This is a genomic window from Parafrankia soli (assembly GCF_001854695.1).
Classification (GTDB): Bacteria; Actinomycetota; Actinomycetes; order Frankiales; family Frankiaceae; genus Parafrankia; species Parafrankia soli.
The window spans coordinates 374,311-399,968 of the sequence record NZ_MAXA01000001.1; the positions used below are offsets into that span (position 1 = coordinate 374,311).

At 70.9% G+C, this 25,658-nt stretch carries 27 protein-coding genes; 21 read left to right on the forward strand and 6 right to left on the reverse strand.

Translation table 11 applies throughout. From position 1 onward, the window contains the following. Nucleotides 1-142 precede the first annotated feature (142 nt). The 12 genes from BBK14_RS01525 to BBK14_RS01580 all read left to right on the forward strand — a co-directional run bounded on the left by BBK14_RS01525 (nt 143) and on the right by BBK14_RS01580 (nt 11,181). Entirely contained in the window at nt 143-1,399 is a 1,257-nt protein-coding gene (locus BBK14_RS01525; RefSeq protein ID WP_071059405.1) for a serine hydroxymethyltransferase, read from the forward strand. Nucleotides 1,400-1,516: 117 nt separating this feature from the next. After that, nucleotides 1,517-2,626 (forward strand): MraY family glycosyltransferase, encoded by a 1,110-nt coding sequence (locus BBK14_RS01530; protein ID WP_071059406.1) that lies wholly within the window; start codon nt 1,517-1,519, stop codon nt 2,624-2,626. Next, nucleotides 2,623-3,144 (forward strand): Cg1360 family ATP-synthase-associated protein, encoded by a 522-nt coding sequence (locus tag BBK14_RS01535; protein ID WP_071059407.1) that lies wholly within the window; start codon nt 2,623-2,625, stop codon nt 3,142-3,144. The genes BBK14_RS01530 and BBK14_RS01535 overlap by 4 nt, the downstream gene beginning before the upstream one ends. A 188-nt stretch (nt 3,145-3,332) precedes the next feature. Beyond that, complete coding sequence (locus BBK14_RS39370) at nt 3,333-3,620, forward strand: AtpZ/AtpI family protein (protein WP_020458654.1); 288 nt, start codon at nt 3,333-3,335, stop codon at nt 3,618-3,620. 372 nt (nt 3,621-3,992) lie between these two features. Beyond that, the gene (atpB, locus tag BBK14_RS01545; protein WP_071059408.1) at nt 3,993-4,880 is read left to right on the forward strand and encodes a F0F1 ATP synthase subunit A; all 888 of its coding nucleotides are present in this window, start codon (nt 3,993-3,995) and stop codon (nt 4,878-4,880) included. A 69-nt stretch (nt 4,881-4,949) separates the two neighbouring features. Further along, a complete protein-coding gene (locus BBK14_RS01550) occupies nt 4,950-5,198 on the forward strand; it encodes an ATP synthase subunit c family protein (RefSeq protein ID WP_020458657.1) in 249 nt (82 codons plus the stop codon). A gap of 13 nt (nt 5,199-5,211) precedes the next feature. Continuing rightward, nucleotides 5,212-5,793 (forward strand): F0F1 ATP synthase subunit B, encoded by a 582-nt coding sequence (locus BBK14_RS01555; RefSeq protein ID WP_020458658.1) that lies wholly within the window; start codon nt 5,212-5,214, stop codon nt 5,791-5,793. Nucleotides 5,794-5,795: 2 nt separating this feature from the next. Continuing rightward, a complete protein-coding gene (locus BBK14_RS01560; protein WP_071059409.1) occupies nt 5,796-6,635 on the forward strand; it encodes a F0F1 ATP synthase subunit delta in 840 nt (279 codons plus the stop codon). Between the two features lie 99 nt (nt 6,636-6,734). Continuing rightward, the gene (gene atpA / locus BBK14_RS01565; protein WP_071059410.1) at nt 6,735-8,396 is read left to right on the forward strand and encodes a F0F1 ATP synthase subunit alpha; all 1,662 of its coding nucleotides are present in this window, start codon (nt 6,735-6,737) and stop codon (nt 8,394-8,396) included. Nucleotides 8,397-8,399: 3 nt separating this feature from the next. Further along, on the forward strand, nt 8,400-9,296 hold the full coding sequence (locus tag BBK14_RS01570) for a F0F1 ATP synthase subunit gamma (protein ID WP_071059411.1): 897 nt from the start codon (nt 8,400-8,402) through the stop codon (nt 9,294-9,296). 188 nt (nt 9,297-9,484) lie between these two features. Further along, entirely contained in the window at nt 9,485-10,924 is a 1,440-nt protein-coding gene (gene atpD / locus BBK14_RS01575) for a F0F1 ATP synthase subunit beta (RefSeq protein ID WP_020458662.1), read from the forward strand. Next, complete coding sequence (locus BBK14_RS01580; protein ID WP_018502335.1) at nt 10,924-11,181, forward strand: F0F1 ATP synthase subunit epsilon; 258 nt, start codon at nt 10,924-10,926, stop codon at nt 11,179-11,181. The genes atpD and BBK14_RS01580 overlap by 1 nt, the downstream gene beginning before the upstream one ends. A 124-nt stretch (nt 11,182-11,305) precedes the next feature. Here the strand turns inward: BBK14_RS01580 and BBK14_RS01585 are convergent, their stop codons facing one another. From BBK14_RS01585 to BBK14_RS01595, 3 genes are read right to left on the reverse strand one after another with little or no spacing between them, the layout of a single operon-like run. Next, nucleotides 11,306-11,878 (reverse strand): cob(I)yrinic acid a,c-diamide adenosyltransferase, encoded by a 573-nt coding sequence (locus tag BBK14_RS01585; RefSeq protein ID WP_071059412.1) that lies wholly within the window; start codon nt 11,876-11,878, stop codon nt 11,306-11,308. A gap of 45 nt (nt 11,879-11,923) precedes the next feature. Next, the gene (locus tag BBK14_RS01590) at nt 11,924-12,772 is read right to left on the reverse strand and encodes a hypothetical protein (RefSeq protein ID WP_071059413.1); all 849 of its coding nucleotides are present in this window, start codon (nt 12,770-12,772) and stop codon (nt 11,924-11,926) included. A gap of 40 nt (nt 12,773-12,812) precedes the next feature. Beyond that, complete coding sequence (locus tag BBK14_RS01595) at nt 12,813-13,373, reverse strand: hypothetical protein (protein WP_241831030.1); 561 nt, start codon at nt 13,371-13,373, stop codon at nt 12,813-12,815. Nucleotides 13,374-13,580: 207 nt separating this feature from the next. On the opposite strand from BBK14_RS01595, the gene BBK14_RS01600 reads away from it, so the two are divergent. Both BBK14_RS01600 and murA read left to right on the forward strand, forming a co-directional pair. Continuing rightward, the gene (locus BBK14_RS01600) at nt 13,581-14,051 is read left to right on the forward strand and encodes an NUDIX hydrolase (protein WP_071059414.1); all 471 of its coding nucleotides are present in this window, start codon (nt 13,581-13,583) and stop codon (nt 14,049-14,051) included. Between the two features lie 147 nt (nt 14,052-14,198). Beyond that, nucleotides 14,199-15,461, forward strand: a complete 1,263-nt coding sequence (gene murA / locus BBK14_RS01605) for a UDP-N-acetylglucosamine 1-carboxyvinyltransferase (RefSeq protein ID WP_071059466.1) — start codon at nt 14,199-14,201, stop codon at nt 15,459-15,461. Nucleotides 15,462-15,538: 77 nt separating this feature from the next. Here the strand turns inward: murA and BBK14_RS01610 are convergent, their stop codons facing one another. Then, nucleotides 15,539-15,982 carry a hypothetical protein gene (locus tag BBK14_RS01610; RefSeq protein ID WP_071059467.1) on the reverse strand — a complete coding sequence of 148 codons (444 nt, stop codon included), beginning with the start codon at nt 15,980-15,982 and terminating at the stop codon, nt 15,539-15,541. A gap of 339 nt (nt 15,983-16,321) precedes the next feature. Between BBK14_RS01610 and BBK14_RS01615 the strand changes: the two genes are divergently transcribed. From BBK14_RS01615 to BBK14_RS01645, 7 genes are all read left to right on the forward strand, one after another. Further along, nucleotides 16,322-16,750 carry an STAS domain-containing protein gene (locus BBK14_RS01615; protein ID WP_071059415.1) on the forward strand — a complete coding sequence of 143 codons (429 nt, stop codon included), beginning with the start codon at nt 16,322-16,324 and terminating at the stop codon, nt 16,748-16,750. 212 nt (nt 16,751-16,962) lie between these two features. Continuing rightward, complete coding sequence (locus BBK14_RS36460) at nt 16,963-17,595, forward strand: hypothetical protein (RefSeq protein WP_071059416.1); 633 nt, start codon at nt 16,963-16,965, stop codon at nt 17,593-17,595. A 357-nt stretch (nt 17,596-17,952) separates the two neighbouring features. Then, a complete protein-coding gene (locus BBK14_RS01625; protein ID WP_071059417.1) occupies nt 17,953-19,953 on the forward strand; it encodes a protein meaA in 2,001 nt (666 codons plus the stop codon). Then, nucleotides 19,946-20,476 (forward strand): HD domain-containing protein, encoded by a 531-nt coding sequence (locus BBK14_RS01630; protein ID WP_071059418.1) that lies wholly within the window; start codon nt 19,946-19,948, stop codon nt 20,474-20,476. Before BBK14_RS01625 ends, BBK14_RS01630 begins: the two co-directional genes overlap by 8 nt. Before the next feature lie 27 nt (nt 20,477-20,503). Further along, a complete protein-coding gene (gene nucS / locus BBK14_RS01635; RefSeq protein WP_071059419.1) occupies nt 20,504-21,166 on the forward strand; it encodes an endonuclease NucS in 663 nt (220 codons plus the stop codon). A gap of 364 nt (nt 21,167-21,530) precedes the next feature. Further along, on the forward strand, nt 21,531-23,318 hold the full coding sequence (locus BBK14_RS01640) for a 3-hydroxyacyl-CoA dehydrogenase family protein (protein WP_071059420.1): 1,788 nt from the start codon (nt 21,531-21,533) through the stop codon (nt 23,316-23,318). Nucleotides 23,319-23,499: 181 nt separating this feature from the next. Beyond that, nucleotides 23,500-24,015, forward strand: coding sequence for a YkvA family protein (locus BBK14_RS01645; protein ID WP_071059421.1), 516 nt, complete (start codon nt 23,500-23,502; stop codon nt 24,013-24,015). A gap of 380 nt (nt 24,016-24,395) precedes the next feature. On the opposite strand, the gene BBK14_RS01650 is transcribed toward BBK14_RS01645, so the two are convergent. Beyond that, nucleotides 24,396-25,103, reverse strand: coding sequence for an ATP synthase F0 subunit B (locus BBK14_RS01650; RefSeq protein WP_071059422.1), 708 nt, complete (start codon nt 25,101-25,103; stop codon nt 24,396-24,398). 74 nt (nt 25,104-25,177) lie between these two features. After that, the coding region (locus tag BBK14_RS01655; protein WP_157904190.1) for a zinc-binding dehydrogenase at nt 25,178-25,658 on the reverse strand (481 nt) is incomplete at its 5' end.

Genomic DNA, 25,658 nt, shown 5'->3' on the forward strand with positions numbered 1-25,658 from the left:
CTGACCTGCGCGGGCCGGCCGCCGTCCCGGGCTGGCCGCCGGCTGGGCCCCGCGCGAGCCGGCGGCTGAGCCGGCGGGCGACGCGCGGGCCCGGGGCGGCCGGTCATATCCTGGGCATCGAGCCGGCGGGAGGTGGGTCATCGTGAGTACTCCGTTCTGGGGCCCGGACTTCGACCAGCTGCGGGCCACCGATCCGGACATCGCCGCCGTCGTGGTCGACGAGTTGGAGCGGCTGCGCGGCGGCCTCCAGCTCATCGCGAGCGAGAACTTCACCTCGCCGGCGGTGCTCGCGGCGCTCGGCTCCACGCTGTCGAACAAGTACGCCGAGGGCTACCCGGGGCGCCGCTACTACGGCGGGTGCCAGGTGGTCGACCGCGCCGAGGAGATCGGCATCGCGCGGGCCCGGGAGCTGTTCGGCGCCGAGCACGCGAACCTGCAGCCGCACTCGGGCACGCAGGCGAACTTCGCCGTCTACGCCGCCCTGCTCACACCGGGGGACACCGTCCTGGCGATGTCGCTGCCGCACGGCGGGCACCTGACGCATGGCAGCCGGGTCAACTTCTCCGGGCGGTGGTTCGACGTCGTGGCCTACGGGGTCCGGGAGGACACCGAGCTCATCGACTACGACCAGGTCCGTGAGCTGGCCCTGCAGCACCGGCCCAAGATGATCATTTGCGGGGCGACGGCCTACCCCCGCCGCATCGACTTCGCCGCGTTCCGCTCGATCGCCGACGAGGTCGGCGCCTGGCTGATGGTGGACGCGGCGCACTTCATCGGGCTGGTCGCCGGTGGCGCGCTGCCGAGCCCGGTGCCGCACGCCGACGTCGTCAGCTTCACCACGCACAAGGTGCTGCGCGGCCCGCGCGGCGGCATGATCCTCTGCCGGGAGGAGCTGGCCGCCCGCATCGACAAGGCGGTGTTCCCGTTCAGCCAGGGCGGGCCGCTGATGCACGCTGTCGCGGCGAAGGCGGTGGCGCTCAAGGAGGCCGCGACCCCCGAGTACGCCACCTACGCCCACCAGGTGATCGCGAACGCGCAGACCCTCGCCGAGGGGCTGGCGGCCGAGGGCGTCCGGCCGGTGGCGGGCGGCACCGACACCCACCTGACCCTGCTCGACCTGCGGGAGCTCGGCGTGACCGGCCGCGACGCCGAGGCACGCTGCGACGCGGCGGGCATCACGCTCAACAAGAACGCCATCCCGTACGACCCGCAGCCGCCCGCGATCTCCTCCGGCATCCGGGTGGGCACTCCCGCGGTGACGACGCAGGGCATGCGGGAGGGCGAAATGAAGGAGATCGCCGGTCTGATCGCCCGTGCGGTGCGTGACCCGTCCGCGGCGGCCGACGTCTCCGCCGCGGTGTCCGTGCTGGTCAACCGCCACCCGGCCTATCCGAGATAGCCGGGCGGCCGCGGGCCACGGCCCGTTCGCGGCTGCGGGTGGCGGCGGGCGACCGCGCCGGCTGGCGCACGATGAGAGCCCGGAACGGCGCAGGATGAAACGGCGGAACAGGTAGGGATGCGCGAGTATCTGCTCGTCTTCGCGGTGGCGGCGGCGGTCACCTTCCTCACGACGCCGATCGCCCGCTGGGTCGCCTTCCGTGTCGGGGCGGTCGCCCGGCCCCGGGCCCGGGACGTGCACGCGACGCCCACCCCGCGGCTCGGTGGCCTGGCGATGCTGGCCGGGCTCTATGCGGGCCTCGAGGTGGCCGATCAACTGCCGTTCCTCTCCGTGGTCTCCCAGGACTGGTCGGAGACTCGTGCCGTCCTGGTCGCCGGCACGCTGATCTGCCTGCTGGGGGCGGCCGACGACCGCTGGGAGCTGGACTCGCTGACCAAGCTCGCCGGTCAGGTCGCGGCCGCCGGCGTCATGGTCCTGCTCGGCGTGCAGTGGTCCTTCGCGATCGACCGGAACAGCGAGACCACACTCAGCTTCGGGCCGGAGACCGCCGTCCCGCTCTCCATCTTCGCCACGCTCATCCTGGTCAACGCGATGAACTTCATCGACGGCCTGGACGGCCTGGCCGCCGGGGTCGCCGCGATCGCGGCCGGTGCCACGTTCTATTTCGCCTACCAGATCGCGGTGACCAACGGCTTCTACCGGGCCTCACCGGCCGCGCTGCTCGCCGCGGTCACCGCCGGGGTGTGTGTCGGCTTCCTTCCGCACAATTTCAACCCAGCCCGGTTGTTCATGGGGGATTCCGGCTCGATGCTCATCGGGCTGCTCTCGGCCGCCTCGATGATCTCGGTGACCGGTCAGGTCGCGTACGGGGGTTACGCTGGACCCTCCCAACAGCTTCCGTCGCTGATTCCGCTGGCCATCCCGCTGGCGGTGCTGGCCGTCCCGGTGCTCGACTTCGGGCTCGCGGTCATCCGGCGGACGAAGGCGGGGCGCTCGCCGTTCGCGGCGGACAAGATGCACCTGCATCATCGAATTCTTTCGATTGGCAACTCCCACGTCAGGGCGGTTCTGCTGATGTACTTCTGGGCCGCGCTCGTCGGCTTCGGGGGAGTGGCGGCCTCCTTCTCCGACTCGCCGCTGCCGATCCTCGTCGCCACAGTCGGCGTGGGGCTGCTCGCGCTGCTCGCCCTTCTTCTGACGGGCCAGCGCGCGGCCCGGCGCGCATGATCGCCGCGGCTCGCCCGGCGCTGCGCGCCGGGTTGTGCACGATGGCGGTGCTGCTGGCTGTGGTCCTTGTGCTGACCGGCGCCATTCGGGGCGCGGCCGGAATCGCGGGCGGAGCCCTCGCGGTCGGCCTGGTGGCGGCGTTCTTCGCGCTCGGCAAGCTGGCCCTGGTCGCGGTCGCCCGGCGCGGCGCCACCACGATGCTGCTGCCGGCCGCGCTCGGGATCTACGCGGCGAAGGTCGCCACTCTGGGGGTCGTCCTGGTGGCGCTGCGCGACGCGACGGCGATCGACCTGCCCAGCTTCGCCTGGTCGATCATGGCCGCGACACTGTGCTGGGTGGGCGCCGAGGTCTGGGCCGCCACCAGGCTGCGCGTGCCGTTCTACGATCCGGCGACCTTCGATCCGTCCCGCGTCGCTCCGCTCGATCCGTCGCGGGTCGCTCGCCCCGGCGGCCCCGTCCGGGGGAATCCGTCATCCGCGGCCGCGCGCCCGCCGCGGGCGTCCGGCGAACAGCCGTAGACCGTGGCGGCCGCCACCGCGATGACCGGTGGCCGTGCGCCCAGCCGGGAGCCGGGTGCGGATCGGCCGGCGGCCGGTGCGGACCAGTCGGGGGACCGGCGAGGACAGGCCGCCGGACCGGTGAGGACGAGCCTCGGGGCGGCCGGGGATCAGCGGATCAGCGGTGATCCAGGATTAGGAACAACGTGATGGCGAACGGCACCAACGGGCCCGATCGCGAAGATTCGGGCAAAAAGGACAATAGTGAAAGGGAAGAAAGACTAAGCTCGGGCTCGGCCGCGTCACCGAATCCACCGCCGGGCGAAGCCTGGGGCGTCATCGGCACGCTCATCGCCGGCGGCGGCTTCTGGGGGTTGGTCGGTCTGGGGATCGATCGGCTCGCCGGCTTCGACGCCCTGTTCTTCCCGATCGGGCTCATCGTCGGCATCATCGCGTCGCTCTATCTGGTCATCTACCGGTTCGGAGCCCGCCGCTGACGGTGCTCAGGGCAGTGTGTCGATGACGTAGTGTGACAACATGTCCAAAAACCCAACGGAAGATGAACGTTCGACTGTCTGTCGGAGATCTTAGTCCTGCAACCAGTGCTCTCCAGCGCCCGGGCAGATAGCATCTGCCCTGTCGAAGAGCGTCGTGAAGATGCCTTCGACACAGGACGTCCCCGCGTCGAACGCGCCGGGTCCGGGACAGCGTGTCCCTTGCCACCGGGGCTGTGGGCGGGTCGCGTCCGACGGTCATCCGCGTGTCTTCGATTGCCCGGAGCGGCGGCCCATCCCGTATAGGGTGAGGTCGATCCGACCCCGGGGGGATCGCGAACTTTGTCAGCATAAATGATCTTGGAGGTATCGGAAGTGCCGAGCGGATCGGTGCTCTTGGCGGCCGATGACGGCTTCCACGGGCCGACTCCCGATGTCTTCAAGCCGAAGAGCTGGTTCGAGTTCGACCTGGGCCCGATCGACTTCTACTTCAACAAGTGGTCCGCGCTGACTCTGTTCGTCGCGCTGTTCGTYGGCGGCTTCCTCTGGCTGGGGTTCCGCAAGGCGACGCTGGTGCCGCGCGGGCTCCAGAACTTCTGCGAGTCGATCTACGACTTCGTCGATCTCCAGATCGCTCAGAACGTCATCGGCGAGCGAGGCAGGACGTTCTCCCCGTACCTGACAATTCTCTTCTGCTTCATCCTGCTCTCCAACGTCATGGCGGTCATTCCGGTCGCGCAGTTCCCGACGACGTCGCGGATCGCGCTGCCGATGATCCTGGCCGCGGTGAGCTGGTTCATCTTCAACATCGTCGGTATCCGCGAACACGGGGCCGGTACCTACTTCAAGGACATGCTGGTGCCGGCGCCGACCGCGCCGCTGTTCGTGAAGGTCATCCTGGCTCCGATCGAGTTCGTCTCGACGATGATCGCCCGCCCCGCCACCCTCGCCATCCGGCTGTTCGCCAACATGTTCGCCGGCCACATGCTGCTGCTGGTCTTCGCGTTGGGCGCCGACTACCTGCTGCCGAAGCCCCAGTTCGTGTTCGGGCTGGTCTCCGGCCTGATGGCGATCGCTCTCACGCTGTTCGAGCTGATGATCGACGTGCTGCAGGCCTACATCTTCACGGTCCTCACAGCCGCCTACATCGGCGGCGCGATCTCCTCGCACGGCGGCGGAGACCACGCGGCGGACCACTCCCCGATCCACGGCCACGAAACAAGTGCGCCGGTCACCGCCGCTGGCGCGGTGGCGCGGGCCTGAACCTGAATCGACCCACGCGCACCGTGGGAGAGCCCCGGTGCACCGACCACAGAAGGACGGATCCCTACGATGTCTCTTTCCGCGGCCACGTTGCTCGCCGCTGATGACGCGATCAGCGGCAACATCGGCACGGTGGCCTACGGCATCGCGACCCTCGGCCCTGGCATCGGCGTCGGCATCATCTTCGGTCTGGGTATCCAGGCCATCGCCCGCCAGCCCGAGGCCGAGCAGGTGGCCTTCCGTTACATGCTGATCGGCTTCGCCGTCGTCGAGGCGCTCGCCCTCATCGGCTTCGTCGTGCCGTTCGTCTTCACCTGATCCGGGGCGCCCTGTGCTGCAGAATCTAGTTCTAGCCGCCGCCGAAGAAGGCGCGGAACACGAGGACAGCGTCCTTGTGCCGCCGCTCGCCGAGCTGATCGTCGGCCTGCTGGCCTTCGGTCTTCTCGTCGGATTCTTCTTCTGGAAGATCTACCCACAGATCCGTAAGACCTATGCCGAGCGGGCCGAACGTATCGAAGGTGGTCTCAACCGCGCCGAACGGGCGGAGCGCGAGGCACAGGCCCTGCTCGAGCAGTACCGTTCCCAGCTCGCCGAAGCACGCTCGGAGGCGGCTCGCATCCGCGAGGACGCCCAGGCACAGGGGCGGCAGATCGTCGAGGAGCTGCGCACGCAGGTGCAGCAGGAGGTCGCCGAGATCCGCGAGCGGGCGGACGCGGCGCTGGTCGCGGAACGTGCCCAGGTCGTGGCCTCCGTGCGCCGTGAGATCGGTGAGATCGCGCTCGAGCTCGCGACCCGGATTGTCGGCCGCGAGCTGGAGAACGACACCCGCCAGCGGCAGCTCGTCGACGACTTCATCGCGGGTCTCGACGAGGCTCCGCAGCCTGACGCCGTCCCGGCCGGGCCGGGAGTCTGACGGTGGAGGGAGCCAGCCGGCAGTCGCTCGCCGCCGCCAGGTCGGTCCTCGACCAGGTGACGGCGGTGCCGATCGGCGCAACCGCCGGTACGGTCGCGCCCGAGGTCCGTCGGATCGCCGGCGATCTCAGCGCGGTCGCCACCCTCGTCGGGGGCGAGCCGACGGTTCGGCGCGCCCTCACCGACCCGGGCGCGCCGCCCCAGTCGCGGACGGGCCTCGCGGCCCGTCTGCTCGGCGGGCAGATCAGCCAGGGGGCGCTCGCCGTCGTCTCGGCGGCCGTCGCCGGTCGCTGGTCGCGTCCCGTCGACCTCAGGTACGCGCTCGAGGAGCTCGCCGTCGAGGCGACGTTGGCGGAGGCGGAGGCGGCCGACGCCCTCGACGAGGTCGAGGACGAGCTGTTCCGGTTCGGCCGGATCCTCGGCCAGAACCCGCAGCTCTCGCTCGCCCTCACCGACCCGGCGGCGCCGACGTCCGCGAAGGTGGGACTGGTGACGCGGCTGCTGTCCGGCCGCGCCCACCCGGTGACCCTGCGGCTGGCCGAGCAGGCGGTGGCCGACCGCGAGCAGGGCGACATCGAGCGGCGCCTGGAGCAGCTCAGCCGGATCGCGGCCGCCCGCCGCGGGCGGGTGGTCGCCGTCGTCCGTACCGCGACCGTGCTCGACGACGACCAGATCGCGCGGCTGAAGGTGGCGGTCAGCCGCTTCTTCGGCCGGCAGATCCAGCTCCAGATCGATCTCGACCCCGCTGTCCTCGGTGGTGTCGCCGTACGGGTCGGTGACGAGGTCGTGGACGGCACCGTCCTGCGCCGCCTCGCGGCAGCCCGCCGCGGGCTGACCCGTTAGGCCGCGGAGCGCGATGGGCGAGCTGAAGCCGGGTCCGACCGCCGGACCGGCAGAGACGACCGATGACCAGATCCACGCCAGCCATGAAGGACCAACGCGATGACTGAGCTGTCCATCCGGCCGGAGGAGATCCGCGACGCCCTCCGGGAGTACGTCGACTCCTTCCAGGCCACCTCCGGTGACCGGGAGGAGGTCGGCCGTGTCGTCGTGACCGGTGACGGGATCGCGCGGGTCGAGGGCCTTCCGCACACCATGACCAACGAGCTGCTGGAGTTCTCCGGCGGCGTGCTGGGACTGGCCCTCAACCTCGAGGTCGGCGAGATCGGCTGCGTCATCCTCGGCGACGCCGAGCACATCGAGGAGGGCCAGGAGGTCCGCCGGACCGGCGAGATCCTCGCCGTCCCGGTGGGCGACGGCTTCCTCGGCCGGGTCGTCGACCCGCTCGGGCGCCCGATCGACGGCCTCGGTGACATCGCCGCGGCCGGCACCCGGGCGCTCGAGCTGCAGGCCCCGTCGGTGGTGCAGCGCCAGCCCGTCAAGGAGCCGCTGCAGACCGGCATCAAGGCCATCGACGCGATGACCGCCATCGGCCGGGGTCAGCGTCAGCTGATCATCGGTGACCGGCAGACCGGGAAGACCACCGTCGCGATCGACGCGATCATCAACCAGCGTGACAACTGGGCGAGCGGTGACCCGAAGAAGCAGGTCAAGTGCGTCTACGTGGCCATCGGCCAGAAGAAGACGACCATCCGCGAGGTGGTGAACACCCTCGAGGAGGCCGGCGCGCTGGCCTACACCACGATCGTCGCCGCCCCGGCCGACCAGCCGGCGGGCTTCAAGTACATCGCCCCGTACACCGGCTCGGCGATCGGGCAGTACTGGATGTACAACGGCCAGCACTCGCTGGTGGTCTTCGACGACCTCTCCAAGCAGGCCGAGGCGTACCGCGCGATCTCGCTGCTGCTGCGCCGCCCGCCGGGCCGTGAGGCCTACCCGGGCGACGTCTTCTACTTGCACTCCCGTCTGCTGGAGCGCTGCGCGAAGCTCTCGGACGAGCTCGGGGGCGGGTCGCTGACCGGGCTGCCGATCATCGAGACCAAGGCCAACGACATCTCGGCCTACATCCCGACGAACGTCATCTCGATCACCGACGGCCAGATCTTCCTGGAGTCGGACCTGTTCAACCAGGGCGTCCGGCCGGCGATCAACGTCGGTACCTCGGTCTCCCGAGTGGGCGGCAGCGCGCAGGTCAAGGCGATGAAGTCCGTCGCCGGCCGCCTGCGCCTCGACCTCGCCCAGTACCGCGAGCTGGAGGCCTTCTCGGCGTTCGGCTCCGACCTGGACAAGGCCTCCCGCGACCAGCTCGCCCGCGGCGCCCGGCTGGTGGAGCTGCTCAAGCAGCCCCAGAACAAGCCGTTCTCCGTCGAGCGCCAGGTCGTGTCGATCTGGGCCGGCACCACCGGCAAGCTGGACGACGTGCCGGTGGAGGACATCCGCCGCTTCGAGGCCGAGTTCCTCGACTTCGTCGGGCGAACCCACAGCGCCATCTACGACACCATCGTGAACACCGGGAAGCTCGGCGACGACCTCGTCTCCTCCCTGGAGTCGGCCATCGCCGAGTTCAAGGAGCAGTTCACGCTGTCGAGCGGCAAGCAGCTGGTGAACGAGGCGGTCCCCGAGGCGCTCGACCCGTCCGCGGTGGAGCGCGAGGAGATCGCCGTCCACCACCGCAAGCCGTCCGACGAGACCGCGGGTCACTGACCCATGGCGGGCCAGCTTCGCGAATATCGGCGGCGGATCAAGACGGTCCAGTCCACCAAGAAGATCACCAAGGCGATGGAGCTCATCGCCGCCTCGCGGATCGCCAAGGCCAGGGCGCGGGTCGCCGCGTCCCGGCCGTACGCGGAGGAGATCACGCGAGTGATCAGTGCCGTGGCGTCGCAGACGACGATCGCTCATCCGCTCACCACCGAGCGCCCGGAGCCGACGCGGGCAGCCGTGGTCGTGATCACCAGCGACCGCGGCCTCGCCGGCGGCTACAGCTCCAACGCGCTCAAGCGCGCCGGGGAGCTGGTCGAGCTGCTGCGTGAGGAGGGCAAGGAGCCGCTGCTCTACGCGGTCGGCCGCAAGGCGGGGACGTACTACCGCTTCCGCGGCCGGGCGCTGGCCGGCGACTACACCGGCTTCTCCGAGCAGCCGAGCTACAGCGACGCGAAGGCGGTGGCGGACGCCCTCATCACGGCCTTCACCACGCCCACCGAGGAGGGCGGTGTCGACGAGATCCATCTCGTCTTCACCGAGTACGTCAGCGCCATGACCCAGAACGCGGTGGCGCACCGCCTGCTCCCGATGGTCCTGCGCGAGCACGACGAGCCGCCGGCCGGTGGGCCGCTGCCGAACTACGAGTTCGAGCCGTCGGCCGAGGCCGTCCTCGACGCGCTGCTCCCGCGGTACGTCGAGAGCCGTCTCTACGCGGCGCTGCTGGAGTCGGCGGCCTCCGAGTCGGCGGCCCGCCAGCGCGCGATGAAGTCGGCGACGGACAACGCCGAGGACCTCATCAAGACCTACACCCGCGCGGCCAACCGGGCCCGCCAGGACGCCATCACCCAGGAGATCTCCGAGATCGTGGGTGGCGCGAACGCCCTGGCGTCCGGCGCGTAGGAGACCTGTGATCTTCCGGCCACCCCTGCCCCGGCGTGCACCGCGGCGGGCCGACGCACTAGGCGGCGGGCGGACCGGTGTGGACACTGGGCTCACAGCCGGCATCGACTCCGCTGCCGGCGTCGACACCGACGAACGTCAAGCCGAAGCCCGCGGCGGCGGGCAACGACAGTGAAACCGAGGACGCCATGACCGTCACCACCAGCTCGCCGACCACGGCGGAGGGCCGGACTCCGGGGATCGGCCGAGTCGCCCGAGTCATCGGACCGGTCGTCGACGTCGAGTTCGCCCCCGACGAGCTTCCCGAGATCTACACCGCGCTGCACGTCGACCGCACGATCGACGGCGAGACCGCGGTCCTGACCCTTGAGGTCGCGCAGCACATCGGCGACAACACCATCCGCGCCATCTCCATGCAGCAGACCGACGGCCTCGTGCGCGGGGCTCCGGTCCGCGACACCGGCGCGCCGATCTCCGTCCCGGTCGGGAACGCCACCAAGGGCCACGTGTTCAACGTGCTCGGCAACCCGCTCGACGTGGACAAGGTCGACGCCGAGACCTACTGGCCGATCCACCGCTCGGCGCCGGCCTTCGACCAACTCGAGTCGAAGACGGAGATGTTCACCACCGGCATCAAGGTCATCGACCTGCTCGCCCCGTACGTGCGAGGCGGCAAGATCGGTCTGATGGGCGGCGCCGGCGTCGGCAAGACCGTCATCATCCAGGAGATGATCCGCCGGGTCGCCAAGGAGTTCGGTGGCGTGTCGGTGTTCGCCGGCGTCGGCGAGCGCACCCGTGAGGGCAACGACCTGTTCCTGGAGATGACCGAGGCCGGCGTCATCGAGGACACCGCGCTCGTCTTCGGCCAGATGGACGAGCCGCCCGGCACCCGGCTCCGGGTCGCCCTCGGCGCGCTCACCATGGCCGAGTACTTCCGGGATGTGCAGAAGCAGGACGTGCTCCTGTTCATCGACAACATCTTCCGGTTCACCCAGGCCGGCTCCGAGGTGTCGACGCTGCTCGGCCGGATGCCCAGCGCCGTCGGCTACCAGCCGACGCTGGCCGACGAGATGGGCGCCCTGCAGGAGCGGATCACCTCGACCCGCGGTCACTCGATCACCTCGCTGCAGGCGATCTACGTCCCCGCGGACGACCTGACCGACCCGGCCCCGGCGACGACGTTCACCCACCTCGACGCCAACACGGTGCTCGACCGGGCGATCTCCGACCTCGGCATCTACCCGGCCGTGAGCCCGCTGGACTCGAACTCCCGGATCCTCGACGCCCGGTACATCGGGCAGGAGCACTACGACACCGCCCGCGAGGTGCAGCGGATCCTGCAGCGCTACAAGGACCTGCAGGACATCATCGCCATCCTCGGTATCGACGAGCTCTCCGAAGAGGACAAGATCCTCGTCAACCGGGCTCGCCGCATCCAGCGGTTCCTGTCCCAGCCGTTCTTCGTCGCCGAGCAGTTCACCGGCATCCCCGGCAAGTTCGTCCCGCTCGACGAGACGATCGACTCGTTCCGCCGGCTCACCCAGGGCGACTACGACCACCTGCCCGAGCAGGCGTTCTTCATGTGCGGCGGGATCGAGGACGCCGAGAAGAACGCGGAGAACCTGTAATGCCGATGCGGGTGGCGATCGTCTCGCCCGAGCAGGAGGTGTGGTCCGGCGACGCCGACATGGTCGTCGCCCGGACCGTCGACGGCGACATCGGTGTCCTGCCGGGACACATCCCCATGCTGGCCGTGCTCGTGCGCGACCAGACCGTGCGGGTGAAGGTCGGCGGCCAGGAGATCTCGGCCGCCGTCGACGGGGGCTTCGTCTCCGTCACCAAGGAGGGCGTCAGCATCCTCGCCGAAAGCGCGACGATCGCCTGACGCGGTTCGCCGGAACACCCCGGCTTCGGCGCTGACACCTGTCGGCGCCGAAGCCGAGACGGCGGCTCCAGAGGCCGGCAGAGCCCCAGGCTCCGTCGGCCCCAGGCCGTCGCCGGGGCTCTGCTCAGCCGCCGGCGCCCGGCTTCCACAGGACGTCCCCGTCCGGGTTCGCGACCCGGGACAGGATGAACAGCAGGTCGGACAGGCGGTTCAGGTAACGGGCCGGCAACGGGCTCGTCGCCTCCGGCTCCGCCTCGACCAGCGCCCAGCAGGCCCGCTCGGCCCGGCGCGCCACCGTGCGCGCCACGTGCAGCAGGGCCGCCCCGCGCGTGCCACCGGGCAGGATGAACGAGCTGAGCTTCGCCAGGTTCTCGTTGTAGTGGTCGCAGGCCTGCTCAAGACGGTCGACGTAGCTGTCGGTGATCCGCAACGGCGGGTACTTCGGCTCGGCGACCACCGGGGTGCACAGGTCGGCACCCACGTCGAACAGGTCGTTCTGCACCTGCCCGAGCGTCTCGCGGATGTCCGGGCCCAGTTCGCCCAGCGCCAGCGCCACCCCGATCGCCGCGTTCGCCTCGTCGACGTCGGCGTAGGCGGCCAGCCGTGGCGACGTCTTCGCCACCCGCGACATGTCACCCAGCGCCGTCGTGCCGTCGTCGCCGGTACGGGTGTAGATCCGGGTCAGGTGCACCGCCATGGCGTCACTGTATGGGCGCCGCCGTCCCGGTGCCCGTGAAGACCTTCAGATCACGGCATGCACGACGCTCGCGTCGTCACTGACCCCGAACCTCGGATGGCGCCGGCACTCGGGGTCCGCCTGTTCGGTCTCGCGGAGCCGGTGCACCAGCTCCTCCGCGGCTCCGAGGCGCACCGCGTCAACGAGAGCCCCGTACCCGTCCACCAGGGCGAACGGCTCGACAAGCCGGGCGAAGCCGTCCGAGAGCAGCAGCAGGTCCTCGCCGCCGGTCAGGCGAAGAGTGCGGCAGTGCGCGTGACGGGTGGCCTCCGGGACGTCCCCGAGGATCCACGACCCGCGCGACGTGTTACGCCGCCGGCGGCGCTCCAGCAGGGTCCCGCGTGCCCGTCCATAAGCTGCCGCCGGATCGTCGCCGTGGTCGATGTCCGCCCGGATGGCATCGAGGATCGTCCGCTCGGTCGTCGCGAACTGAGGATCCACGAACACGGTTGGAGACGGCCGGCCGCCGGCCGGGGCCAGCACGACGGGGACGTCGCCGAGAAGGCACAGGTCCAGCAGGTCACCGCGTTGCCGCACCACCGAGATCGCTGCGGTGGGGAACCCGGTGGAGCGGCACGTGCCCGCGTACGGCAGCCCGGCGAGCCGCGCCCGCGCCGCCACGTGTCCGACCAGCCGTGCGAGGACGTCCGCGAGCTCGGCACCGTCCCAGTCGACGCTGCACAGGTAGTCGTCGGCCACCGAGCTCAGCCAGGCGGCGGCGGGAAGGCCCTCGATCGGCGGTCCGGCTTCGAGGGCTGTCGCTCCGTCGACCACCCAGGCGCCGTCCGCTCGAAATCCGCAAGCGTCCTCGTTGTGGGCCTTTGCCGACCAGCTCGAGGCCACCGTCACCTGCATCTCCGCCAGTCACCTTCCCCTCTCGCCCCTGCTTCGTCGGTCAGTGTCCGGCGAGTGCCAGGCCGACGCCGAGGAGTATCGCCCCCAGGAGGAGGGGAAGTAGGCGCCGTCGGGAGTCTCCGCCACCGATGACCAGGATGTGGAAGCCCCAGAACACCAGGAGCGTCACGCCTCCGGCGCAGGTGAGGAGGCCCGACGCCGGTCCCGGAGGTTGCCCGGCCGCGATGTTGGYGGCGGTCGTGATGAACGCGATCACCGCCGCGAGCAGGCCCATGATCTCGAGGATCTGGGTCCGGATACCGCGCAGCTCCGTGGTCGTCTCGTTCTGTCCTATCCGGAGCAGATCGGCCTGTTGCGCGTACTGGATGCGGGCGCGGATCAACTGGTAGTCACCGATTCGCAGCGCGTACTCGGCTCCCGAGCTGTCCGCTTCGTACTGATCCGCGATGATCGAGGCCGCCAGATGGAGGACCCCTGGGATCGACGACAGCCGGCGCACCGCTTCGAGCGCGAAAGTGAGAGCCGCCTGTCTGTTCGCCGGCTCGCCGTCGAGTGAGGAGTAGTACTCGGCCTGCACGCAATAGAACGCGTTGAATCGCACCTGTTCGGATTGGACGGGTCGCCCAGAATCACGGCGAGCGCGTCATCCGTGGCGATCGGATCCTCGAGCAACGCCCGGGCCTCGGTCCCGTACGAGGCGTGGGTTTCCGGCGGCAGGGACTCAAGGCGCGCTAGGAGCACCGAAACCGAAGTCCAGGTCAGGTCCAGGTAATCCAAGTCGACGTAACCCAATTGGTAGGTTCCGCGCATGCATTCCGTAAGCGTAGCCGGTGTGACACGCAGAGATGACGGTCGCGTGCTCTGCATCCAGCGGCGGGACACCGGCGCGTGGCAGATTCCGGGCGGAGTCCTCGAGCGTGGTGAGACCTTCGAGGACGGGCTTCGCCGCGAGGTGCGGGAGGAGACCGGGGCGCTCGTGGAGCCGGTTCGCCTTACCGGCATCTACCTCAACCTGYCCATGGGCGTCGTGGCGATGGTCTTCCTCTGCCGTGCGGTCTCCGCCGTGATCAGCTCCCAGACCGACGAGTCCGTGGCGGTCGACTGGCTCACCGTGGACGAGGTCGTCCAGCGGTCGGTGCCCGCGTTCGCCGTGCGGGTCACCGACGCGCTCGCCGGCCAGCCGGAGCCTTTCCTGCGTCACCACGACGGAGTGCGCGTGCTGGGCGTCGCCGGTTCGCCCGGTGCTGYCGTGGACTCCGCCTCGGCGCCGCATGCATAGCAATCCGGTCAGATCGTCGGATGGATGTCGGTGGTCCCCGGAGGTCTTCGTTGGTGTCCGGTTGTGGCCGGGGCGCGCCGTTTGCCGAGGCCGCGCTGAAGATCTTCCACGGAGCACCTAGCATCGGAGCCCGTGGAGTGCTTCGTCGTGACAGGCGGGACCAGGCTGGTCGGCGAGGTCGCCGTTCCGGGCGCGAAGAACTCGGTGCTGAAGCTGATGGCGGCGAGCCTGCTCGCGCCCGGCCGCACCACGTTGGACGCGGTACCCGACATCCTTGACGTCTCGGTGATGGCCGACGTCCTGCGTGGCCTCGGGGCCGGGGCGGAGCGTGACCGGGCCGGGGGTCGGATCGTCATCGACATACCCGAGGTGGTCGATGCCACCGCGGACGCCGAGCTCGTCCGCCGGATCCGGGCGTCGGTGGCCATCCTGGGGCCGCTCGTCGCCCGCCGCGGGGAGGCCCGGGTGGCGCTGCCCGGTGGCGACGCGATCGGCTCGCGCGCGCTCGACATCCACATGAACGGCCTGACGAAGCTCGGTGCCGTGGTGGACGTCGAGGCCGGGGTACTGGTGGCCCGCTGCTCCGGGCGGCTGCAGGGCGCCTCGATCTGGCTGGACTTCCCGAGCGTCGGGGCCACCGAGAACCTGCTGATGGCCGGGGCGCTCGCCAAGGGCACGACCGTGATCGACAACGCGGCCCAGGAGCCGGAGATCGCCGACCTGTGCGCGCTGCTCACCGCCATGGGCGCCCGGATCGACGGCGCGGGCACGTCCACGCTCGTCATCGAGGGGGTGGAGGGGCTGCGGCCGGTGCTGCACCGCACCGTCCCGGACCGGATCGTCGCGGGTACGTGGGCGATCGGCGCGCTGATGACCGGTGGCGACGTGACCATCCGGCACGGCCGGGCCGAGCACCTCGGGATCGTCCTGGAGAAGCTCGTGGGCGCGGGGGCGGTCGTCGAGCTCGTCGAGGACGGCTTCCGGGTGAGCGCGGACGGGCGGCCGCGCTCGATCGACGTCGTCACGCTGCCCTACCCGGGCTTCCCGACCGACCTCCTGCCGCAGGTGATCGCACTGGAGGCGGTCAGCGAGGGAATCTCGCTGATCACCGAGAACGTCTTCGACAGCAGGTTCGTGTTCTGCCGGGAGCTGCACGCGCTCGGCGCCGACCTGCGCACCGACGGCCATCACGTGGTCGTCCGGCCCACCCCGCGGCTGACCGGCGCCTCCGTGCTCGCCTCGGACGTCCGCGCCGGCGCGGCGCTGGTGCTGGCAGGCCTGATGGCGGAGGGCACGACCGTGGTCCGTGACGTCCACCACATCGACCGCGGGTACGCGCACTTCGTGGAGAACCTCACCGCGCTCGGCGCCGAGATCCGCCGCGAGCCGTCCTCGGTGGCCGCGGCCTGAGTCGACCGCGGCCGAGCTGACCGCGACAACCGACCGGCGGACCTGGGCCAGGACTGGTACGGGTGTCGGCGGGCGGGTCAGGCGCCGTCGGTGGGCTCGCGGCGGCTCTGGGCGAGCGCGCGCACGGCCCTGGGCAGGTCGGCGGCGAAGACGAGCACGTGCTGGAGCTCCCCGGCCAGGTAGAGCAGGTCGCCGCGGGGGCTCACCGGGGCGGGCACCGGCCGCGCGGGCGCCAGGGTGGCGCGCACGCCGCTGCCGATGAGGGTCGCCCGCAGCCGCTCGGCCCGCTCGCTGGGCACGGTGGCGACGGCGACCAGCAGGCCGAAGTCATCCGCGCGCCGGTCGCCGCCCGGATGACCGGTACCGCCATCGGCGCCGCCATCCGCGTCCGGGTCGTGGTCGGCGTCGTGATCGGTGTGCGCGTCCGGCGTCGAGGTCAGCCGGCAGACGGCGACCAGCACACCGACGGCGATCAGGACCAGGGTGGGTCCATAGAGGAAGCCGAGAGCGGTGGTCTCCATGATCACCCCTTGGTCCGTCTGGTCTGTCGCGGGGCGCCCGGGGGCCTTCGGTGCCCTGGTCCCAGGTTCGTTTCCCGCCAGGTCCATCGTCGCACCGACACCGACGTTCGGATGGGTCTTTGGGCCTGAGCTGGATCGTCACACCAGTCAAATGGAACATATGGGAGAGATTGGTGAGACCATCGCCATGGGTGGGTTCCGAGTAGCCCCCCACTGCGATCGGCTGTCCGCGGGACTCGTCCAGCTGTGTGCGGCAAGCCGAGCGCAGGTGCAGGTGCCCAACGGCGGGCCCGACGCGACAGTCTCGGCCTGCCGGTGCATGGGGAATCGGAGGCCGCGATGGGCGAGTCGTCGACGGTGCGGGCGGTGGAGGCGGACTGTCCCGGCGAGGGCGGGAACCAGACCCTCCGACTGGTGGGGACGGTGGACGTCCGATCCGTCGGGGAGCTCCGGATGCTGCTGCACAACGCGATCGACGCCGGTCGCGGCCCACTGCACGTCGACGTCGGCGGGCTGGAGCTGGGCGACCACGCGGGTGTCGGGGTGCTGCTCGGGGGCGCCCGCCGGGCCCGCGCCCTCGGCCGCACGCTCGTCCTGGTGGACGCCTCCGCGGCCCTCGGACGCCTGCTCGCGGTCGACCGCCTTGGACGTCTGCTGCGCGTCCAGATCGCGCCCGACCAGCTCGCTGCCGTGCCTCCCGGTGCTGGCGGGCACGGCACGGTCGGCCACGCCCGCCGCGCCCGCAGCCTGAGCGTCCCCGCAGCCTGAAGTCCCCACCGGGTCCGTGTCCTGAGCGTGCCCGCAGCCTGAGAGAGCGCCCCCGGGGGTGCGGCTTCGTCCCGTGAGATTCGTCACCGGCGACGATCGTCCGTGGACGCTGAGTGATCGGCAAGTCCCCGTTGGCGGGCGCCGAGCCGGCATAGGGCATGCTTTCCCGATAATCGGGCCGGGTCGTGGCATGGTGGAGGTAAGACACAGACATGCTGGACGTGGAGGTGCCCGCGGGGGTGGACCCAGCCGGTGGTCGGGCGGCCCGGCCGGGGGCCGCGGCCTGGACCCAGCAGCAGCGGCCGCTCCTCGTGGCCGCCTCCTTCGTGGTCGCGGTCGTGCTCGGGGTGGTCATCGGGCTCGTCTGGGCCTCCGACGACTCCGCCACGCCGGGCGCCGTCGCCGTCGAGCAGCCCGACGACGCGATCCTCAGCCCCCCGCTGCCCTCGGTCCCCTGGGAGACCAGCCGGGTCGCCGGCAGGGCGCGGACGCTGGCGCTCAAGGGCAACGAGCCCACGACCCTGCGCCAGCCGCTGATGTGGCTCGCCGCCTACGAGGTGCGCAAGAAGACCGGTGCCGCCGCCCCGGTCGCGTCGGACGTCACGATCCCCAACGGGATGTTCTACGGCGCCGTCGAGGGCGTCGACAAGGAACGCGACGAGTTCTGGGCCGTCGGTATGACCGAGATCCGTGGGGTCGCCGAGACGGACGCCCCCGACCCGCACGTGTGGAAGCGCGTCGGCAGCGCCCCGTGGACCCTGGTCGGCCGCGGCACCGCGGCCTGCGACCTGATCCCCGCCGACCTGAAGAACATCTGGGGCCCGAGCGCCTGCTCCTCCGCCTGAGGCCCGCCGCCACCCGCGTCCGCCGCCGTCGAGCCCTTCCGTCGCCTGAACGTCCGCCGCTGAACGGCAGCCGCCTGGACGTCCAGCGTCTGGGTAGCCCTGTTCCGGGTAACTCTCCGTGGAGCTCTCGGCCGGCCCGGGCCCTGCGCACTGGGGGCGCCTGACCGGCATCGGCGGCTACGCTGCTGCCGTCGCCGGATCTCGCGAGGATCGGCGGCCATTGATCCCCGTCCTGGCCCGGCGTCGGATGTGCCCCGAGGTCCGTGCGCACGGCCCGTGCCTGTGGCTCTGCGCGCGGGGGCGGCGTCCGTCCGGCTGCCGGTTCCTGGGCGTCGCACGGAGCGCTAGGAGGCGGCGATGACGGATGTGGCCAGGTCGGAGCGTGACCGGCCGTGGATCGTGCGGACCTACGCGGGTCATTCGAGTCCGGCGGAGAGTAACGCTCTGTACCGGCGGAATCTGGCGAAGGGGCAGACGGGTCTGTCGGTGGCCTTCGATCTGCCGACGCAGACCGGGTACGACCCGGATCATGTGCTGGCGCGTGGTGAGGTCGGGAAGGTGGGTGTGCCGGTCGCGCATCTGGGTGACATGCGGGCGTTGTTCGAGCAGATCCCGTTGGGTCGGATGAACACGTCCATGACCATCAACGCGACGGCGATGTGGTTGCTGGCGTTGTACCAGGTGGTGGCGGAGGAGCAGGGTGTCGCGGCCGAGGAGCTGACCGGCACGAMCCAGAACGACATCATCAAGGAGTACCTGTCGCGTGGGACGTATGTGTTCCCGCCGGGGCCGTCGTTGCGGTTGATCACGGACATTGTGGCGTACACGGTGACGGAGATCCCGCGCTGGAACCCGATCAACATCTGTAGCTATCACCTGCAGGAGGCGGGTGCGACGMCGGTGCAGGAGTTGGCGTACTCGTTGTGCACGGTGATCGCGGTGCTCGACGCGGTGGTCGCTTCCGGTCAGGTGCCGGCGGAGCGGATGGGCGAGGTGTGTGCCCGGATGTCGTTCTTCGTGAACGCCGGGGTGCGTTTCGTGGAGGAGATGTGCAAGATGCGGGCGTTCGTCGCCCTGTGGGATGATCTGCTGCGGACTCGTTACGGGGTGACGGATCCGCGTCACCGCCGGTTCCGTTACGGGGTGCAGGTCAACTCGTTGGGGTTGACCGAGGCGCAGCCGGAGAACAACGTGATCCGGATTGTGTTGGAGGCGCTCGGGGTCACGCTGTCGAAGGATGCCCGGTGCCGCGCGTTGCAGCTGCCTGCGTGGAACGAGGCCCTCGGTCTGCCGCGTCCGTGGGATCAGCAGTGGTCGTTGCGTATCCAGCAGATCCTGGCCTATGAGACGGATCTGTTGGAGTACCCGGATCTGTTCGAGGGCTCGGTGGTGGTGGCCCGGCGGGTCGAGGAGCTGGTTGCCGCCGCGACCGAGGAGATCGACCGGGTGCAGGCGATGGGTGGGGCTGTCGCCGCGGTGGAGAGCGGCTACATGAAGTCCCAGTTGGTGGCCTCGCAGGCGATGCGGCGGGCGCGGATCGAGTCTGGTGAGGACGTTGTTGTCGGGGTGAACCGGTTCACCGAGACCGAGCCGAATCCGCTGCTCGCCGACCTGGACGCGGCCGTGCAGACGGTGGACCCGGCGGGTGAGGAGGCGGCCCGGGTCCAGGTCGCGGCGTGGCGGGCCGCCCGTGATGCCTCCGTTGTCGACGAGGCGCTGCTGGGGTTGCGTGAGGCGGCGAAGACGGATGCGAACCTGGTGCCGGCGACGCTGGCGTGTGCTCGTGCCGGTGTGACGACGGGGGAGTGGGCGGGTGTGCTGCGTGAGGTGTTCGGTGAGTACCGTGCGCCGACCGGGGTGTCCGCGGCGCCGTCGGCCGCCGCCGCGGGCGCCGGGCTGGGGGAGGTGCGTGACCTGGTGACCGTGACCGCCGGTGAGTTGGGTCGCCGGCCGCGGCTGCTGGTGGGTAAGCCCGGGTTGGACGGGCATTCCAACGGTGCCGAGCAGATCGCGGTACGGGCCCGTGATGTGGGCTTTGAGGTGGTCTATCAGGGGATCCGTCTCACGCCGGCGCAGATCGTCGCCGCGGCGGTGGAGGAGGACGTCCACGTGGTCGGGCTGTCCGTGCTCTCCGGTTCGCATATGAACCTGGTGCCCGAGGTGCTGGACGGGCTGCGTGCGGCTGGTCTCGGGGACGTCCCGGTCGTGGTCGGCGGGATCATTCCGCCCGCGGACGCGGAACGCCTGGCGACGCTCGGTGTTGCGGCCGTCTTCACACCGAAGGACTACGGGCTGACCGACATCATGCGTGGCATCGTGAACATCGTGCGCACCTCAAACGGCCTCGCGAGTGCCTGAACCGGCGGCCGCCCCCACTCCCCAGCCGCAGCCTCCGCCGCGGCCGTCGCTGGAGGACGCGGTGGCGCTGGCGGCCCGGGCCCACACCGGCCAGCTCGACAAGGCGGGCGACGAGTACATCGGCCACCCGCTGCGGGTGATGGACACCGTCGGCCGCACGGCCCCCGCCGCCGGGGTGGACCCGTCCCTCGCGCAGATGGCCGCCATCCTGCACGACGTGGTCGAGGACAGCGAGGTCACGCTCGACGACCTCGCCGCCTCCGGGTACCCGCCGGCGGTCGTCGCCGCGGTGGACGCGCTCTCCCACCGTGAGGGCGAGCCGCAGGAGGCCTACCTGGCCCGGGTCGCCGCCGACCGCATCGCCGTCGTCGTCAAGCGGGCCGACATGGCCGACAACTCCGACCCGCGCCGCCTCGGACGGCTCCCCGCCGAGGACGCCCAGCGGCTCACCACCCGCTACGCGGGCCGCCGCCGGCTGCTCGACGACCTCGTCCTGCGGAACGCGGGTACCCGGGCCAGGTGAGGTGACCGGGCACGGTACGGTCGCGACATGCGGCTCGTTATCGCTCGGTGCAGCGTCGACTACATCGGCCGGCTCAAGGCGCACCTGCCCAGCGCCGTCCGGCTGCTCCTGGTGAAGGCCGACGRCTCTGTCTCCATCCACGCCGACGGACGTGCCTACAAGCCGCTGAACTGGATGAGCCCGCCCTGCGTCATCGCCGAGGAGGAGGGCGTCTGGCGGGTCACCAACAAGGCCGAGGAACAGCTCGTCATCTCGATCGAGCAGATCCTGCACGACTCCACGCACGAGCTCGGTGTCGACCCCGGCCTGCGCAAGGACGGCGTGGAGGCGCACCTGCAGGTGCTGCTGGCCGACCGGCCGGACGCCGTCCGCGAGGGCCTGACGCTGGTCCGCCGGGAGTACGAGACCGGCATCGGCCCGGTCGACCTGCTCTGCCGCGACGCCGACGGCTCCACCGTGGCCGTGGAGATCAAGCGCAAGGGTGAGATCGACGGGGTTGAGCAGCTCACCCGCTACCTCTCCCGCCTGGACGATGATCCGGCCCTTCCGCATCCGGTGCGGGGCATTCTGTGCGCCCAGTCGATCACGCCGCAGGCACGCCTGCTGGCCGCCGACCGCGGCATCGCCTGCTCGGTGGTCGACTACGACGCCCTGCGCGGCCTCGAGCCTTCCATCCCCACCCTGTTCTGACCCGGTTCCGTCCCTCCCGGACGACGCGTGGCTGCTGGGTGAGTCCTCCCCTGCCACTGAGCCGCCACGCCTTTTTGGCTGTCGCCGTCCGTGGTCCGTTGGCGGGCTCGTGCGGTCGCGGTGGGTGGGGCGGCGCGCGTAGCATCCTGTCCCCGCGCACTGCATGGCAGCTTTCATCACGATCACAAGCTCATGCGTCGAGAACCTGGGAGGATTCGGGCACTCGCGGAGTGGACGCTCCACTGCCGGTGCCGGTCCCAACGCCACACCGGTGCCCGGGACGTCGCACGCCGCACGCCGCGTACTCGGCGGTGACAGGCGGCCAGACCACGGGAAAGACCACCCGGAGGAAGGAGCGCTGGGCATGGGCCAGGAGAGCACCCTCGGTGAGCTGACGAGGATCGGGGTCATCGGGCTCGGCACCATGGGAGCCGGCATCGCGGAGGTGCTGGCCCGTGCCGGTATCGACGTGGTGGGCGTCGAACGGGACGAGGCCGGGCTGGCCCGCGGTCGGGGCCATCTGGAGCACTCCACGCATCGGGCGGTCGAGCGCGGCAAGTTGACCCCGGCCGAGCGCGAGGAGCTGCTCGGCCGCATCAGCAGCGGCGTCGACCTGACGGCCGTCGCGGACTGTCCGCTGATCATCGAGGCCATCCACGAGCGGCTGGACGCCAAGCAGGAGCTCATCGCGCGTCTCGACGAGATCTGTCCCGCCGAGACGATCATCGCCAGCAACACCAGCTCACTGTCGGTCACCGAGCTTGCCGCTGGCACCCACCGGCCGTCCAGGGTGCTCGGCACGCACTGGTTCAACCCGGCGCCGGTGATGGAACTCGTTGAGGTGGTCGGGACGGTCGTCACGGATCCTGTCGTCCTTGACGAGGTCCGCGACCTGGTCGGCCGCGTCGGGAAGATTGCGGTCAGGGCAGGCGACCGGGCCGGTTTCATCGCCAACGCGCTGCTGTTCGGCTACCTGAACAACGCGGTGCGGATGCTGGAGGCGCACTACGCGACCCGGGAGGACATCGACGCGGCGATGCGCTTCGGCTGCGGTCACCCGATGGGGCCGCTGGCCCTGCTCGACCTGATCGGGCTCGACTCCGCGTACGAGATCCTCGACTCGATGTACCACCAGTCCCGCGATCACCTGCATGCTCCCGCGCCGCTGCTCAAGCAGCTCGTCACGGCCGGAATGCTGGGCCGCAAGACCGGTCGGGGCTTCTACACCTACGCCGAGGCCGACTCGCCGCACGTCGTCGACGACGCCGCCCCGAGCGTGGTCGCCGGGGTCGAACCCAGGCCGGTGCGCTCCGTCGGCGTCGTGGGCACCGGGACGATGGCCTGCGGCATCGTCGAGGTCCTGGCCCGCTCCGGTTTCGACGTGGTGTTCCGCGCGCGGTCCGACGACAAGGTGTCGGCCGTCCGCAAGAGGCTGGTGGAGTCGTTGGAGCGAGGCGTCCAGCGCGGACGGCTGTCCGCCGAGGAGCGTGACGCCGCGCTCGCCCGGGTGACGGGGACGACCGACCTCGACGCGCTCGCCGGCTGCGATCTCGTCGTCGAGGCGGTCGTCGAGGAGCTTTCGGTGAAGCGGGCGCTGTTCGCCGCGCTCGACGAGGTGATGAAGCCGGGGGCGGTGCTCGCGACCACGACGTCCTCCCTGCCGGTGGTCGAGTGCGCCACGGCGACGACCCGTCCGCGGGACGTCGTCGGGATGCACTGGTTCAACCCGGCGCCCGCGATGCGCCTGATCGAGGTCGTGCCGACGGTGCTGACCGCTCCCGATGTCACCGCGACGGTGCTCGCGGTCAGCCGGGCCGCCGGCAAGCACCCGGTGGTCTGCGCGGACCGCGCCGGGTTCATCGTGAACGCGCTGCTCTTCCCGTACCTCAACGACGCCGTGCGGATGCTGGAGGCGCACTACGCCAGCGTCGACGACATCGACACCGCGATGACGGTGGGCTGCGGACATCCGATGGGCCCGTTCGCGCTGGCGGACGTGGTCGGTCTCGACGTCACACTGGCGATCCAGCGGACGTTGTACCTGGAGTTCCGGGAGCCGGGCTATGCCCCGGCCCCCCTGCTCGAGCACCTCGTGAAGGCGGGCTACCTGGGGCGCAAGACCGGCCGGGGCTTCCGCGACCACTCGCGCTGAGGCGGCGGGGGTCCGGTTGGAGGGGGTTCGTGACCCCTCCGGGGGGTACCGGACGGGCAGCCGACGTTGATCACCCTTCGGGGCGGGTCGGCGGTCGTGTCTAGGATGTCGCCGGGCGCCGGGACGCCCCCCGGCGGTCGGCGCCCGTGCCGGCAGCCCGTACGCCCCGAGGAGGACGCCCATGGCCACGGTGGACAAGGACGCGCTGCGCGCATTCGGCCGTGAGGTGACGACCTTCCTGCCCGACCTGGTCGTGATGCTGCGCCGGGTGGTCGCCGACCCGCGGGTGCCGCAGTCCGCGAAGCTGGAGGCGGGAGCGGCGCTGGCCTACCTGGTGTCACCGAAGAACCGGCTGACGAACATCATCCCGGTGATCGGCCAGCTCGATGACGTGGCCGTTGTGGCCTTCGCGTTCCGTCGCCTGGTGGTCGGGGCGGGTGAGCCGATCCTGCGGGAGCACTGGCGCGGCAGCGACCGCTCGTTCCACGCGCTCATCGGGGCGTCGTCGGCGCTGGCGAGCCCGGCGGGCATGCTCCGGCGGGCGAAGGTGGCCCGTACGCTGGCCGGCGCGGCGATCCACCGGGTCGGCCGTGGCGGGCGGGCGGGTGACACCGGCGCGGAGCCGAGAACCGTCAGGGTCGTGGACGGCGAGGTCATCGGCCGTTCAGGGCCGGACGGCGGCTCCGGCGGTCACTGAGGCCCGGTCGACGGCATGGGCGCGGGCGGAAATCCGGGCACGGGGGAAAGCGCGGGCGGGGACGAGGACTGGGTCGTGCGGCCGGTGACCGGCGCCGCGACGACGAAGGCATACCGGTGCCCGGGTTGCGACCAGCTCATAGCCGCGGGTACGCCGCATCGGGTGGTGTGGCCGGTCGGCGACATCGGCGAACGGCGGCACTGGCACACCCCGTGCTGGACCCGGCGGCACGTCAGCGCGAACCGACGTCGACGGCCCTGGCGCCATCGCTAGACCTCGGCACCACGGCGAGGCCCAGGTGGACTGCTTGGCCCTGGTGACTGCTTTGGCCCTGGCGGCGCCGCTGACGGCTGCCGCCGCTGACCTCACCGGCGGCGGCGTCAGCCGCGGGACGAACCCGCCGTCTGGACGGTGGTGCTCTCGCCCTGAGTCAGTGCTCTCGGCTCGGAGGCCGACGGCGCCTCGATCGGGGCGGTCGCCGCGGTGAGCCGGTCGCGCAGCGCGCCGAGCTGGGCCGTCACCTGGTCGTGCAGCGCGCCGAGCTGCGCGGTGACCTGGTCGCGCTGGTGCTCCAGCTCGGCGAGGCGCCGCGCGGACTCCTCCTCGGTCTGGGCCGCGGCCGACCGGGCCGCCTCGACGACGCGCTCCGCCTCGGCGCGGGCCGAGGAGACGATGCTCTGCGCCTGCTCGTCGGCCTCCCGCAGGGTGCGGTCGCGGGTGTGCTCGGCCTCGGTGACGATGCGCCGGGCCTCCTCGAGCTGGGACTCGGCGTCGCGGGTCCGCTCGGCGCGAACCGTCGCCGCCTCCTCCTCGGCGAGCTGCAGGATCTGGGTGATCCGGCCGCCGAACTCCTCCCAGGCAGGTCGGTTCGCGGCCAGGTCGTCGCGAACCCGCGCCGCCTCGGCGGCGGCCTCCGAGGCGGCCGCCTCGGCGGCGGCGCGGTGCGACTCGGCCTCGCGCAGCTGCTCGACCAGCCAGTTGACGTGCGCATTCACCTGGTGTGGGTCGTAACCGCGGCGCACCAGGTCGAAGCCGGGGGCACCGTCACCCTCGCCGGACATCGGGATGAGGTCACTGTGCTCTGTCATAGGGCCTCAGCATCCCAGACGGGCAATCGTTGGGTGACGAGAGCTGCGGCAACGGACGGTCCGGACAGTGGGTCCTACACGCCGCGGAAGCGGTTGATGGCGGTGAGGTGACGAGCCCGGGTCTCCTCGTCACGAACCCCCAGCCCCTCCTCCGGCGCCAGGCACAGCACCCCGACCTTCCCCTGATGGGCGTTGCGGTGCACATCGAGCGCCRCCTGCCCCGTCCGCTCCAACGGATACACCTTCGACAACGTCGGATGCACCATCCCCCGCGCCACCAACCGGTTCGCCTCCCACGCCTCCCGGTAGTTCGCGAAATGCGACCCGATGATGCTCTTGAGGTTCATCCACAGGTACCGGTTGTCGTATTCGTGCATGAACCCGCTCGTCGACGCGCACGTCACCACCGTCCCGCCGCGACGTGCCACGAACACCGACGCCCCGAACGTCTCCCGCCCCGGATGCTCGAACACGATGTCCGGATCCTCCCCACCGGTCAGCTCCCGGATCCGCCGCCCGAGGCGCTTCCACTCCCGCGGGTCCTGCGTCCGCTCG

Excerpts from the sequence above, each read along its gene's own strand:
- BBK14_RS01530 (WP_071059406.1), top strand. The coding sequence starts at position 1,517 with ATGCGCGAGTATCTGCTCGTCTTCGCGGTGGCGGCGGCGGTCACCTTC.
- BBK14_RS01535 (WP_071059407.1), top strand. The coding sequence starts at position 2,623 with ATGATCGCCGCGGCTCGCCCGGCGCTGCGCGCCGGGTTGTGCACGATG.
- BBK14_RS39370 (WP_020458654.1), top strand. The coding sequence starts at position 3,333 with ATGGCGAACGGCACCAACGGGCCCGATCGCGAAGATTCGGGCAAAAAG.
- BBK14_RS01550 (WP_020458657.1), top strand. The coding sequence starts at position 4,950 with ATGTCTCTTTCCGCGGCCACGTTGCTCGCCGCTGATGACGCGATCAGC.
- atpA (WP_071059410.1), top strand. The coding sequence starts at position 6,735 with ATGACTGAGCTGTCCATCCGGCCGGAGGAGATCCGCGACGCCCTCCGG.
- BBK14_RS01570 (WP_071059411.1), top strand. The coding sequence starts at position 8,400 with ATGGCGGGCCAGCTTCGCGAATATCGGCGGCGGATCAAGACGGTCCAG.
- atpD (WP_020458662.1), top strand. The coding sequence starts at position 9,485 with ATGACCGTCACCACCAGCTCGCCGACCACGGCGGAGGGCCGGACTCCG.
- BBK14_RS01580 (WP_018502335.1), top strand. The coding sequence starts at position 10,924 with ATGCCGATGCGGGTGGCGATCGTCTCGCCCGAGCAGGAGGTGTGGTCC.
- BBK14_RS01585 (WP_071059412.1), bottom strand. The coding sequence starts at position 11,878 with ATGGCGGTGCACCTGACCCGGATCTACACCCGTACCGGCGACGACGGC.
- BBK14_RS01590 (WP_071059413.1), bottom strand. The coding sequence starts at position 12,772 with ATGCAGGTGACGGTGGCCTCGAGCTGGTCGGCAAAGGCCCACAACGAG.
- BBK14_RS01610 (WP_071059467.1), bottom strand. The coding sequence starts at position 15,982 with ATGGAGACCACCGCTCTCGGCTTCCTCTATGGACCCACCCTGGTCCTG.
- BBK14_RS01615 (WP_071059415.1), top strand. The coding sequence starts at position 16,322 with ATGGGCGAGTCGTCGACGGTGCGGGCGGTGGAGGCGGACTGTCCCGGC.
- BBK14_RS36460 (WP_071059416.1), top strand. The coding sequence starts at position 16,963 with ATGCTGGACGTGGAGGTGCCCGCGGGGGTGGACCCAGCCGGTGGTCGG.
- BBK14_RS01640 (WP_071059420.1), top strand. The coding sequence starts at position 21,531 with ATGGGCCAGGAGAGCACCCTCGGTGAGCTGACGAGGATCGGGGTCATC.
- BBK14_RS01645 (WP_071059421.1), top strand. The coding sequence starts at position 23,500 with ATGGCCACGGTGGACAAGGACGCGCTGCGCGCATTCGGCCGTGAGGTG.
- BBK14_RS01650 (WP_071059422.1), bottom strand. The coding sequence starts at position 25,103 with ATGACAGAGCACAGTGACCTCATCCCGATGTCCGGCGAGGGTGACGGT.